Raw genomic sequence first — 12,442 nt, forward strand, 5'->3', positions numbered from 1 at the left:
GGTTATTCCTCGCTGGCAGCCAGTAACGGCGTCAGCGCTTCCAACACCTGCTGTGGCTGAATATCGATCAGGCTTTGGTGATACCCCTGATCGGCATCGCCTTTACGCACCTTGTGGTAGCCGCTGATTAAACGGATCACCTTAGCCTTATCGGATAACGGTGGCGTAAAGTCTGGGCTGCTCGGACCGTATAGGGCTATCAGTGGTTTATTCAATGCAGCGGTAATGTGCATCAAACCGGAATCGTTGCTGACTATCGCCTGGCAGGAGGCGATCAAAATTACTGCCTGCTCCAACTGGGTTTTCCCGGCCAGATTGATGCAACAATCGCGGGCATTTGCCTGCAATGCCGTGCGGATTTGCTCGCCGGCTGCGTAGTCTTTTGCCGAGCCGAACAGCGCAATTTGATAGCCCTGCTCGATCAACCTCTGTGCCAATGTGGCATAGTGATAGTGCGGCCAACGTTTTGCCGGGCCAAACTCTGCCCCTGGGCAAAAGCCGATCATTGGCCGATGATCGGTCAAATTGAACGCGGTAGTGGTCTTGGCGATCTCTTCTTCGCTGACCTGTAGCTGCGGCCACAACAGTGGTTGAGGCAGATCGTCAGCGCAATGAATGCGCCCTTTGTCATAAGCCAACGCCACATAGCGCTGCACCATCAACGGGAAGGCGGCTTTATCAAGCACGCGGATATCATTCAGCAGACCGTAACGTATTTCACCGCGCCAACCGGTACGCTGTGGCACATTGGCGAAAAACGGCACCAACGCGGATTTGAACGAATTGGGCAACACATAAGCATGATCATACTGGTTTGCGCGTAGGGCATGGCCGAGACGCCAACGTTCGCCGATGGCCAAAGTACCGTGACCCAGCGGCATCGGTAGCGCCTGATGAACTTCCGGCATACGCGTCAGCAATGGGCGACACCAGGCTGCCGCCATCACATCGATTTCCGCAGACGGATATTCGGCCTTCAGGGTACGATAGAGACTCTGCGACATCATCATGTCGCCAACCCATGACGGGCCGATAACCAGTATTTTCATATTCCTTCAGCGTATAACGGTACGGTTCAACCAAGCCATGTACTCTTTCACCCCTTTAGCGACCGTTTTGAACGGCGCATCATAGCCAGCGGCGCGCAGCTTGGTGAGATCGGCCTGGGTGTATGCCTGATAGCGGCCCTTCAGCTTTTGCGGGAACTCAATGGATTCCACCTTGCCTTTTTGGTGAAAATCTATCACCGCATCGGCGACCGCTTGGAAGCTCTCCGCTTGCCCAGTGCCGCAGTTAAAGATGCCTGACTTGCCGTTTTCCCAGAACCACAGGTTGACCGCTGCCACATCGCCAACATAGATAAAGTCACGCTTGAAATTTTCACTACCAGCGAACAGTTTTGGGTTTTCGCTACAGTTAATCTGGCTATTCAGATGAAAAGCAACGCTCGCCATACTGCCTTTGTGGCCTTCGCGCGGGCCGTAGACGTTGAAATAACGGAAGCCGCAGATCGGCGAGTCCGCCTTAGGCAGGATTTTACGTACGTACTGATCAAACAGAAACTTGGAGTAGCCGTAAACGTTCAACGGCTCTTCATATTGACGCTCTTCGATAAACGTTTCACAGGCACCATAGGTGGCAGCAGAGGAGGCGTATAGGAATGGGATCTCGCGATCCAGGCAGTAGTGCAGAATATCTTTGGAGTACTGATAGTTGTTATCCATCATGTACTTGCCATCCCATTCGGTGGTAGAGGAGCAGGCACCTTGGTGGAATATTGCCTTAATATCACCCAGATCGTCACCCGCCACGATGCTAGCGATAAAATCTTCTTTATCGATATAGTCGGCGATATCAAGATCGACCAGGTTGACAAATTTGGTGCCGTCTTTCAGGTTATCCACCACCAAAATATCGCGGTATCCTTTGCCATTCAGTGCCTTAACGATATTGCTGCCAATCATGCCAGCACCGCCAGTGACGATAATCATTGGGTAGCCTCTATTAATATTCCTGGTGAGGCACAGTGCCCCACGTTTAATCATTGCCGCCCATAATAGCATTTCATACCGCTGCAAACAGCGGCAGGGCTTCGAATAATCCCGCCATGCTGATGACGCCAAAAGTTTGCCATCTCCTATTGGTTATTCAAAAAAACAACCCCTGGAAAGACATCTCTTACGGGTTATCAACACGCTGCAAGGCTGGAAATTTTGGCTTTTTTACGCTTTGGGTTCATCCTGCCCCGCATTTGTCCAACGATGCCACAGGCGTTTGATAAATTCTGCGGGTGGCGAAGCCGCCAAACTGTCACCGATTACGCCCAACATAGTAGCCACACTGACTTTTTCCTTTGGCAGTTTGACCTTGCACTGCTTGACACTACCGGTGAACCCGTCCTTCTGCGCCTTGACTGGCAGTGGAGGAACGTAGCTGCTACCCTGCGGTTCGTTTAGCAGTGAGCTTGGCTTGACCAGCACGATGTCGGCTGGCAACACGGGGAGCATCTGCTGGAGCACTTTCACCGTTGCCGGGCGTGGGTGGCCGATGGCGATGGCGGAACCGTTGCGCCGCGCCAACGCGACCGCACGGTTGAACTGGTGGCGGATATCGGCCTCGTTGGCGGTATCGTCGAGAAACACCTTGCGTTTGATCACCTTCACGCCGGTGCCTATCGCGGCACGAGTAGCCTGGCTGTTGCTAATAGTCAGACTGTCGAGGAAATAGAGCCGGTAGCTTGTGAGTGCCTGCATGACTTTCTGCATGCCTGGCAGGCTTGAGGTCATGGCACTGCCCATGTGGTTATTCATTCCCACCGCGTAGGGTACGTTATTCACCGCATTGTGGATGATGCGTTGGATGTTTTCGCTGCTCATGTCAGGTTGCAGCGTATCCTGTTCAAGCGGCTGCTTGCTGAACGGGGCCATCGGCATGTGGATCAACACTTCACGGTTCTGGCTATGGGCGCGGGTGGCCATCAGGCGGGCATAAGGTGCATTAGGCAACACGGCGACCGAGACCGCCTCCGGCATCTGTAACACCGCGTTTTCCTCGTGTGGGTGATAGCCCACATCATCAATAACGATAGACAGTTTCCCAGCTTGTACGGCGTAAACCTGCACCAAGCAGCCAATCAATACGGCAGTAAGGATTTTTAAATCGCGCAAATCTATCTTCCCAACCACGGCAGTGGGTTAACCACCTGACCTTGGCGACGAATTTCAAAATAGAGCGAAGGCGTACCTTGGCCACCGCTGGTGCCTACCAGCGCAATTGGCTGACCAGCACGCACCTGCGTGCCGACGTTAACCAGTGCGCTCTGGTTATAGCCATACAGGCTCATGTCGCCTTTCCCGTGCTCGATTACCACCACCAGGCCATAGCCCTGTAGCCAGTCGGCCAGCAACACGCGACCATCGGCGATGGCTTTTACTTCACTGCCTTCTCTTGCTTCGATCACCATACCTTTCCAGCGCAACTCGCCATGTAGTGGTTCGCCAAAGCTGTGCAGGGTCGAACCCCGTACCGGCCATATCGCCTGACCCGCCGGGCGGCCAAGGCCACCAGTACGCGCCATCAGCGAACGATCGGCCTCGCTTGGCTGATAAGGCGTGCCGGTTTTCTTTGCCTGCTGTTCTTTAGCATGCACTTTGGCGGCTTCACGCGCTTCACGTTCGGCGCGGAGGCGGTCTTCACGTTCGGCACGGACGATCTTATCGCGCAGGCGGATTTCGTTTTGGCGCAGTTCTACCAGCCGCTGCTGATCTTTCTCCAACGAAGCTTCTAGTGCTGTTAGCGTTTTCCTACGTGTGCTGCGCGCCAACTCCAGCTTTTGTTGCTGCATCTGCTGTTCGCCCAGTAACGTTTTCTGCTGGTTTTGTTTAGCCAGCAGAGTAGTCTTTTGCTCCGCCAGTTCGTTACGAGTTTGTTTCAGTTCTTCAATGGTTTGCAGACGTGCTTCGTTCAAATAGCTGAAGTAGGCCAGAATACGTTCGCTACGTTGACTTTCCTCACCGCTGAGGATCAATTGCTCTGCGCTGTGCTGCCCCTGACGAAAGGCAGCGTCAAGCTGTTTGGCGAGTATACTTTGCTGAATGGATTGCTGTTTTTGCCGCTTGGCGATGGAGGCATTCAGGCCGGAAATATCTTCACCCAACTGGTTGAGCGCACCCTGAGTATCGCGCATTTGGCGACTGACTTGGGCGATGGTCTTTTCCTGCTGTCTGAGTTGATCCTGCAATGATCTGCGCTGTTGCAGCTGCTGTTTCACCACCTTTTCTTTTTCGGCGATGCTTTGTTGGATGTCTTTGAGCTGAGATTGATTGTCTCCAGCAGCATGGCTGGCGAGCGGCCACAACAAGACGCCAACGCAAAATACGCTGGCGCACAGGCTGGTCAATCTCCTTGGCGTAGTGCGTTCAGGCAATGGCTGGCTATCTGCGTTTACGCTTTGGATTACCCTTGATGGTGCAAAAAACGCGCTTTCTTTCATAGAGGAGGATTATTTCACGATGAATAGCTGCTTACCAGCCATCTCTCACGGGATTTCCTTACCCATTCCACTGCGGCATTCATGGTCATCACCCCACCTTGGTTATATCAAAGTTGCGGTGAGCGGCGCGGGCTTTTATATTCTGACGATGAGAATTTCTCAGTGTAGCCCGCTGTTTCTGCATCAGCGTTTGCTTATTGGCTGTATTTGCTGCACTCGGCAGGTATACTCTGGAACCTTGACTTATTTCTTCCTATAACTGACGGGAGTTATTACCCCCCATGCTGCAAGAAATTATGCCATTCGTTAGCAAGCATCCCATACTGAGTTTGGCTTGGATCGCTCTGCTGGTTGCGGTGATCGTGATAACCTTCAACAGTCGTTTTTCCAAAGTTAAAGAGGTCTCTCGTGGTGAAGCTACGCGCCTGATTAACAAAGAAGACGCCGTTGTGGTCGATACTCGCAGCCGCGATGACTTCCATAAGGGTCACCTGGCCAATGCCATCAACTTAACGGCCAGTGAAATCAAAAGCGGTAACCTGGGCGATCTGGAAAAGCACAAAGCTCAGCCGATCATTGTGGCTTGTGCTAACGGCACGGCTTCACGCGAACCTGCAGAAAACCTTAATAAGTCCGGTTTTGACAATGTTGTGATGTTGAAAGAAGGCATTGCCGGCTGGAACGGTGAAAACCTGCCCCTGGTTCGCGGGAAATGATGGTTTAACCTAGTCAAGGGAGCAATCTATGGCTGACATTGATATCTACACCAAGGCAACCTGCCCGTTCTGCCATCGCGCCAAGGCGCTGCTGAACAGCAAAGGGGTGACGTTTAACGAGATCGCCATTGATGGCGATAACGCAAAACGTGAAGTGATGATTGAGCGCAGTGGGCGCACCACCGTGCCGCAAATTTTCATCAATCGCCGCCACATTGGCGGCTGCGATGATTTATATGAACTTGATGCTCATGGTGGTCTTGATCCGTTGCTTTAAGCGGGCGTGGCCATTTCCTGAGTATCAATAAGGACGTTTAACCAAAGGTATTACACACATGTCAGAACAAAACAGCACAGAGATGGCTTTCCAGATCCAACGCATTTACACCAAAGATATCTCCTTTGAAGCGCCGAAAGCGCCGCAAGTTTTCCAGCAGGAATGGCAGCCGGAAGTTAAACTTGATCTAGACACCGCTTCCAGCCAACTGGCTGACGATGTGTATGAAGTGGTACTGCGCGTAACCGTGACTGCGTCTGTAGGCGAAGAAACCGCTTTCCTGTGTGAAGTACAACAGGCAGGCATCTTCTCCGTAGCAGGCATCGAAGGCACTCAACTGGCGCATTGCCTGGGGGCATACTGCCCAAATATTCTGTTCCCGTATGCACGTGAGTGCATCACTAGCCTGGTTTCCCGTGGCACGTTCCCGCAGATAAATCTGGCACCAGTCAATTTTGACGCACTGTTCATGAACTATCTGCAACAGCAGGCGGAAGGCGAAGGTGCCGCACCCCATCAGGATGCCTGATGAACATCATCCATGCTTCAATGGCCGTAATTGGTGCCGGCTCTTACGGCACCGCATTAGCCATTACGCTGGCGCGTAATGGCCACCCCGTGGTGCTGTGGGGACATAATCCCGCGCATATTCAAAAATTGCAGCAACACCGTTGCAACCAGACCTTCCTGCCCGACGTACCCTTCCCTGATTCATTATTACTCGAAGCCGATTTGCCGCGTGCGCTGGCGATGAGCCGTGATGTGCTAGTGGTGGTGCCAAGCCATGTATTCGGTGATGTGCTGCGCCAATTGAAACCGCATCTGCGCCCAGATGCGCGCATCGTATGGGCGACCAAAGGGTTGGAAGCGGAAACAGGTCGGTTGCTGCAAGACGTGGCGCGTGAAGCGCTGGGTGACGACATCCCGCTGGCAGTCATCTCCGGGCCAACGTTCGCCAAAGAGCTGGCAGCCGGGATGCCGACGGCGATTGCGCTGGCGGCGACTGATACACAGTTTGCCGACGATCTGCAACAGTTGTTGCACTGTGGCAAAAGCTTTCGCGTATACAGCAACCCCGATTTTATCGGCGTACAGTTGGGTGGCGCAGTGAAGAATGTGATCGCCATCGGCGCAGGGATGTCCGACGGCATCGGTTTTGGTGCCAACGCTCGTACTGCCTTGATCACCCGTGGCATCGCTGAAATGAGCCGCCTTGGCTCTGCGCTGGGTGCCGATCCCTCGACGTTCATGGGCATGGCGGGGCTGGGCGATCTGGTGTTAACTTGCACTGATAACCAATCACGCAACCGCCGCTTCGGGATTATGCTGGGGCAAGGTAAAGGTGTGCAGGCAGCACAGGACAGCATCGGCCAAGTGGTCGAAGGCTATCTGAATACCAAAGAGGTATTGACACTGGCGCAACGTCACGGTGTGGAAATGCCGATCACCGAACAGATTTACCAAGTATTGTACTGCAACAAAAATGCCAGCGAAGCGGCATCAAGCCTGTTGGGGCGTACTAGAAAAGGCGAAAAGCGTAGCGCGTAACCTAAAACACTATGCTGGAGCAGCATACTGGCTCTGGCAATGAAGAGCGGGGCCGCGACCGCACTTGCGGTGAGACGGCCTGTTGGGTAAGGCAGAGAGGAATGTGATGTCGCCTGAAGAGTTAGAACAAGTCTGGAATAACATCAAATCAGAAGCGAGAGCGCTGGCTGACTGTGAACCGATGCTGGCTAGCTTTTTCCATGCGACATTGCTCAAACATGAAAACCTGGGCAATGCACTCAGCTATATTCTTGCCAACAAGCTGGCTAATTCGATCATGCCCGCCATCGCGGTGCGTGAAGTGGTGGAAGACGCCTACCTGGCCGATCAGCAGATGATCGTCTCGGCGGCGCGCGATATTCTGGCTGTACGCCTACGCGACCCGGCAGTGGATAAATGCTCTACGCCACTACTGTACCTGAAAGGCTTCCATGCACTGCAAGCATACCGCATCGGCCATTGGCTGTGGTTACAGGGCCGGCAGGCGTTGGCCATCTATATGCAAAATCAGATCTCGGTCGCTTTCGGCGTCGATATTCATCCAGCGGCTACCATCGGTTGTGGCATCATGATCGATCATGCTACCGGTATCGTGATCGGTGAAACCGCAGTGGTGGAAAATGATGTTTCCATCTTGCAGTCGGTAACCTTGGGCGGTACTGGCAAAACCAGTGGCGATCGCCACCCTAAAATCCGCGAGGGCGTGATGATCGGTGCTGGAGCTAAAATTCTTGGCAATATCGAAGTGGGTAAAGGTGCAAAAATCGGTGCAGGCTCTGTGGTGCTACAGGCTGTGCCACCGCATACCACTGCCGCTGGCGTGCCAGCGCGCATCGTCGGCCGACCAGAAAGCGAGATACCTTCAATGGATATGGATCAGTATTTCAACGATGCCAGCCGCGGCTTTGAAAACGGCGATGGCATTTAATGACTTAAAGCCTATCGCAGTAGGGGTAGTACATTGTTGCTGCCAGTTTGCACATGGGTAGCATGCAACAACCGGCGCGTACATGGAGTACGTGAGGATTAGGAACCCTGCCCAGGGGCAAAATGGCAAATAATCTAGCCTAATGGGATAAGTTCTTATCTGTAGTGATCTTCGGCTATCTTATATACCCGTGATACTTCCAGTTGCTTGTGCGTGAGTTTTTCTCGCTCACCCCAGTCGCTGACGGGTGTTAGCGCTTGGGGATTAATACCCCTCATCCCTGAGGTTCAGCCTGCGGCCCAGCGCAAGCGCTGTTCAAATCGGTTCCCGACCGGATGGCCTTTAACGGATTTTTGGCAAAAATATACTCGCATCTGCGGGCATATTCTAAGGAAGAGCGCGAATTACTTCTTCGCTGCGAAACGTGCAGCAGCTTCGTCCCAATTAACCACGTTCCAGAAGGCTTTGATGTAGTCAGGCCGTTTGTTTTGATATTTCAGGTAGTAAGCGTGTTCCCACACGTCCAGGACAATGATTGGAAAGCCTGAAGTGCCCGTTGCGGCTTCGCCCATCAGCGGGCTGTCCTGGTTGGCGGTAGATACAACGACCAGTTTGTCGCCTTGCAGTACCAGCCAAGCCCAGCCTGAACCGAAACGGGTGGCTGCCGTTTTCTCGAACTCTTCTTTGAATTGCTCAACGCTGCCAAAATCGCGCTCGATGGCGGCTTTCAGATCGCCGGACAAGGTAGTGCCAGTTTTGAGATTTTTCCAGAAAAAGCTGTGGTTAGCATGGCCTCCGGCATTGTTGCGCATGAAGGTACGCTTATCGGTTGGCACTTTATCCAGATGCTCGATCAATTCTTCAACGCTGTATTTGGCCAGTTCTGGGTAGGCTTCTAGCACAGTGTTGGCGTTGTTGACGTAGGCCTGATGGTGTTTGCTGTGATGGATTTCCATCGTTTGCTTGTCAAAATGTGGTTCCAGTGCGTCGTAGGCGTACGGCAGGGATGGCAGTGAATAACTCATAATCATCATCTCCAGTGGTGTATAGGCGGCGCGAAGGGCAAGCACCGCATCAAGTCGGACTATTATAGTTAATTAAATGATATTTAAAATGATGATTAATCCCATATAAAGATTATGATTAATGACCAAGATGGCAAGGGTCATTGCCTGATATAAAGCGGTAAAGCACCATTTACATTGCTGGAGTATCAAGTTCTTGGTTAATATCTATACTGTACTGGTGAATAGCAGAACCCTGTTATGAGGCTGGTCACTTTATCGTTGACTTCACGGGTATGTGTTCACTTTAGTATAACCAGTTTGTAACACCCCTAATAACAATGGCATTAACGCTTCCCGCTTTATCGGGGGATAATGTCAGATGAAACAATGTGACAATGAAAGTTAAGGAGATCCCCATGCAAGTCAGCAGAAGGCATTTCTTTAAGATCTGCGCGGGCGGTATGGCAGGAACGACGGTGGCCGCGCTGGGCTTTGCCCCAGAATTGGCGTTAGCGGAAACCCGGCAGTATAAACTGCTGCGCGCCCGTGAAACCCGTAATAACTGTACGTACTGCTCCGTCGGCTGTGGGCTATTAATGTACAGCCTCGGTGATGGTGCCAAGAATGTAAAAGAAAGTATTTTCCATATCGAAGGGGACCCAGATCACCCAGTCAACCGTGGTGCGCTCTGCCCGAAAGGTGCTGGCCTGGTTGACTTCATCCACAGTGAAAGCCGCCTCCAGTACCCGGAATACCGTGCGGCTGGCTCGGATAAATGGCAGCGTATCAGTTGGGACGACGCCTTTACCCACATCGCCAAGCTGATGAAGGAAGACCGTGACGCTAACTTTGTTGCAGCTAACGAACAGGGTGTTACTGTCAATCGCTGGTTGTCCACCGGGATGCTATGTGCCTCTGGTGCCAGCAACGAAACCGGTTTTTTAACGCAAAAATTTATTCGCGCTCTCGGCATGCTGGCCATAGATAACCAGGCGCGCGTCTGACACGGACCAACGGTAGCAAGTCTTGCTCCAACATTTGGTCGCGGTGCGATGACCAACCACTGGGTTGACATGAAGAACGCGAATTTGATTATCGTCATGGGCGGTAATGCTGCAGAAGCGCATCCGGTGGGTTTCCGCTGGGCGATGGAAGCCAAAATTCACAATAACGCGAAACTGATTGTTATTGACCCGCGCTTTACCCGTACGGCATCAGTGGCTGATTTCTACACACCGATCCGTTCCGGCACCGATATCGTTTTCCTGTCGGGCGTATTGCTGTACCTGATGACCAACAACAAAACAACAAGATTAACCGTGAATACGTTGAGGCTTACACCAATGCCAGCCTGCTGGTACGGGAAGACTTCACCTTTGAAGATGGGTTGTTTAGCGGCTACGATGCAGAAAACCGCATGTACCATAAAACCACCTGGAATTACCAGTTTGGCCAAAATGGCTATGCCAAACGCGATGTCACCTTGCAGGATGCGCGCTGCGTATGGAACCTTCTGAAAGCGCATGTCAGCCGCTATACGCCGGATGTAGTAGAAAACATCTGCGGTACACCACAGGCTGATTTCTTGCAGGTATGTGAATTTATCGCTGAAACCAGTGCGCATGATAAGACGGCCTCGTTCCTGTATGCGTTGGGCTGGACTCACCACTCGGTGGGGGCGCAGAACATCCGCACCATGGCGATGATCCAATTGCTGCTCGGCAATATAGGCATGGCAGGGGGCGGTATTAATGCTCTGCGTGGTCACTCCAATATTCAGGGGCTGACGGATCTCGGCCTGCTGTCGCAAAATCTGCCGGGCTACATGACCTTGCCTTCCGAGCAGCAAACCGATCTGGAAAGCTACCTTGCTGCCAATACGCCACAGGCTCTGTTGCCTGGGCAGGTTAACTACTGGAGCAACTACCCAAAATTCTTTGTCAGCATGATGAAGAGCTTCTACGGCGACAAGGCGCAGAAAGAGAACGGCTGGGGCTTTGACTGGCTACCGAAATGGGATAAAAGCTACGACGTGTTGCAGTACTTCGACATGATGAGTCAGGGCAAGGTCAACGGCTATATCTGCCAGGGCTTTAACCCGCTGACGTCGTTCCCGGATAAAAATAAAATACGTGATTCACTGTCCAAACTAAAATTCCTGGTCATTATTGATCCGTTGAACACTGAAACCTCCAGTTTCTGGCAGAACCACGGTGAATACAACGATGTCGATGCCTCAAAAATTCAGACAGAGGTGTTCCGTCTGCCATCGTCCTGCTTTGCAGAAGAAAACGGATCGATAGTCAACTCCAGTCGCTGGTTGCAATGGCATTGGAAAGGTGCGGATGCCCCTGGCGAAGCGTTGGCTGATGGGGAGATCCTGGCAGGTATTTTCACCCGCATACGTAGCATGTATGTACACGAGGGCGGCGCGGTGCCAGAGCCGGTACTGAACATGAGCTGGGACTACCAGACGCCAGATAACCCGGCCCCGGAAGAAGTGGCTATGGAAAACAACGGCAAGGCGTTGGCGGAGCTGCGGGATGCCGAGGGTAACGTGGTGGTCAAAAAGGGCGAGCAGATCAGTTCGTTTGCACAACTGCGTGACGATGGTACCACGGCAAGTGGTTGCTGGGTCTTCGCAGGTAGCTGGACTGCGGCCGGTAACCAGATGGCACGCCGCGATAACGCCGATCCTTCTGGTTTGGGCAATACGCTGGGGTGGGCCTGGGCCTGGCCGCTGAACCGGCGCATTCTCTATAACCGTGCTTCAGCCGATCCGGCGGGTAAACCGTGGGATGAAAAACGCCAACTGTTAGATTGGGATGGGGGCAAGTGGAGTGGTGCCGATATTCCAGATTACAGCGCCGCCGCACCGGGCAGCGGTGTTGGGCCGTTTATCATGCAGCCGGAAGGGATGGGGTGCCTGTTTGCCACCGATAAAATGGCGGAAGGGCCGTTCCCGGAACACTACGAACCGTTTGAAACGCCGATTGGCACCAACCCGTTGCACCCGAACGTGGTCTCCAACCCTGCGGCACGTATCTTCAAAGATGATTTGGCGGCGTTGGGATCGGCGGAAAAATTCCCCTATGTCGGCACCACCTATCGTCTGACCGAACATTTCCACGGCTGGACTAAGCATGCCCGGCTTAACGCTATTGCACAGCCGCAGCAGTTTGTGGAAATAGGGGAAAGGTTGGCCGCGCAAAAAGGTATCAAACAAGGGGATTGGGTAAAAGTCAGCTCCAACCGTGGCTATATCAAGGCCAAAGCGGTGGTAACTAAACGTATCCGCACGCTGAAGGTGAATGGTCAGGATGTTGACACTATCGGTATCCCAATCCATTGGGGTTTTACCGGGATAGCGAAGAAAGGCTATACCGCCAATAACCTGACGCCATCAGTCGGTGATGCCAACTCACAAACGCCGGAATATAAGGCGTTCCTGGTCAATGTGGAAAAGGTATAACG

Annotated in this window: 10 protein-coding genes and 1 pseudogene; 6 read left to right on the top strand and 5 right to left on the bottom strand. The window is 52.7% G+C overall.

Annotated elements, in window-relative coordinates; translation table 11 throughout:
• Positions 1 to 2: 2 nt before the first annotated feature.
• From rfaF to envC, 4 genes are all read right to left on the bottom strand, one after another.
• Positions 3 to 1,049 carry an ADP-heptose--LPS heptosyltransferase RfaF gene (rfaF, locus tag SYMBAF_RS00500; RefSeq protein WP_006708387.1) on the bottom strand — a complete coding sequence of 349 codons (1,047 nt, stop codon included), beginning with the start codon at positions 1,047 to 1,049 and terminating at the stop codon, positions 3 to 5.
• 6 nt (positions 1,050 to 1,055) lie between these two features.
• On the bottom strand, positions 1,056 to 1,991 hold the full coding sequence (rfaD, locus tag SYMBAF_RS00505; protein WP_040264541.1) for an ADP-glyceromanno-heptose 6-epimerase: 936 nt from the start codon (positions 1,989 to 1,991) through the stop codon (positions 1,056 to 1,058).
• Positions 1,992 to 2,222: 231 nt separating this feature from the next.
• A complete protein-coding gene (locus SYMBAF_RS00510) occupies positions 2,223 to 3,167 on the bottom strand; it encodes a divergent polysaccharide deacetylase family protein (protein WP_040264540.1) in 945 nt (314 codons plus the stop codon).
• Positions 3,168 to 3,169: 2 nt separating this feature from the next.
• Positions 3,170 to 4,492 (bottom strand): murein hydrolase activator EnvC, encoded by a 1,323-nt coding sequence (gene envC, locus SYMBAF_RS00515; RefSeq protein WP_040264539.1) that lies wholly within the window; start codon positions 4,490 to 4,492, stop codon positions 3,170 to 3,172.
• A gap of 281 nt (positions 4,493 to 4,773) precedes the next feature.
• Between envC and SYMBAF_RS00520 the strand changes: the two genes are divergently transcribed.
• The 5 genes from SYMBAF_RS00520 (at position 4,774) to cysE (ending at position 7,961) form a co-directional block, all read left to right on the top strand.
• The gene (locus SYMBAF_RS00520; RefSeq protein WP_040264538.1) at positions 4,774 to 5,208 is read left to right on the top strand and encodes a rhodanese-like domain-containing protein; all 435 of its coding nucleotides are present in this window, start codon (positions 4,774 to 4,776) and stop codon (positions 5,206 to 5,208) included.
• Positions 5,209 to 5,236: 28 nt separating this feature from the next.
• Positions 5,237 to 5,485 carry a glutaredoxin 3 gene (gene grxC, locus SYMBAF_RS00525; protein WP_040264537.1) on the top strand — a complete coding sequence of 83 codons (249 nt, stop codon included), beginning with the start codon at positions 5,237 to 5,239 and terminating at the stop codon, positions 5,483 to 5,485.
• A 58-nt stretch (positions 5,486 to 5,543) separates the two neighbouring features.
• On the top strand, positions 5,544 to 6,014 hold the full coding sequence (gene secB, locus SYMBAF_RS00530) for a protein-export chaperone SecB (RefSeq protein WP_040264536.1): 471 nt from the start codon (positions 5,544 to 5,546) through the stop codon (positions 6,012 to 6,014).
• A complete protein-coding gene (gene gpsA, locus SYMBAF_RS00535) occupies positions 6,014 to 7,033 on the top strand; it encodes an NAD(P)H-dependent glycerol-3-phosphate dehydrogenase (RefSeq protein WP_040264535.1) in 1,020 nt (339 codons plus the stop codon). Before secB ends, gpsA begins: the two co-directional genes overlap by 1 nt.
• Before the next feature lie 106 nt (positions 7,034 to 7,139).
• The gene (cysE, locus tag SYMBAF_RS00540; protein ID WP_040264534.1) at positions 7,140 to 7,961 is read left to right on the top strand and encodes a serine O-acetyltransferase; all 822 of its coding nucleotides are present in this window, start codon (positions 7,140 to 7,142) and stop codon (positions 7,959 to 7,961) included.
• A gap of 404 nt (positions 7,962 to 8,365) precedes the next feature.
• On the opposite strand, the gene sodA is transcribed toward cysE, so the two are convergent.
• A complete protein-coding gene (sodA, locus tag SYMBAF_RS00545; RefSeq protein WP_040264533.1) occupies positions 8,366 to 8,986 on the bottom strand; it encodes a superoxide dismutase [Mn] in 621 nt (206 codons plus the stop codon).
• Between the two features lie 398 nt (positions 8,987 to 9,384).
• On the opposite strand from sodA, the pseudogene fdnG reads away from it, so the two are divergent.
• A pseudogene (fdnG, locus tag SYMBAF_RS00550) lies at positions 9,385 to 12,440 on the top strand (formate dehydrogenase-N subunit alpha).
• The last annotated feature ends 2 nt before the right edge of the window (positions 12,441 to 12,442 follow it).

The organism is Serratia symbiotica (assembly GCF_000821185.2).
Classification (GTDB): Bacteria; Pseudomonadota; Gammaproteobacteria; order Enterobacterales; family Enterobacteriaceae; genus Serratia; species Serratia symbiotica.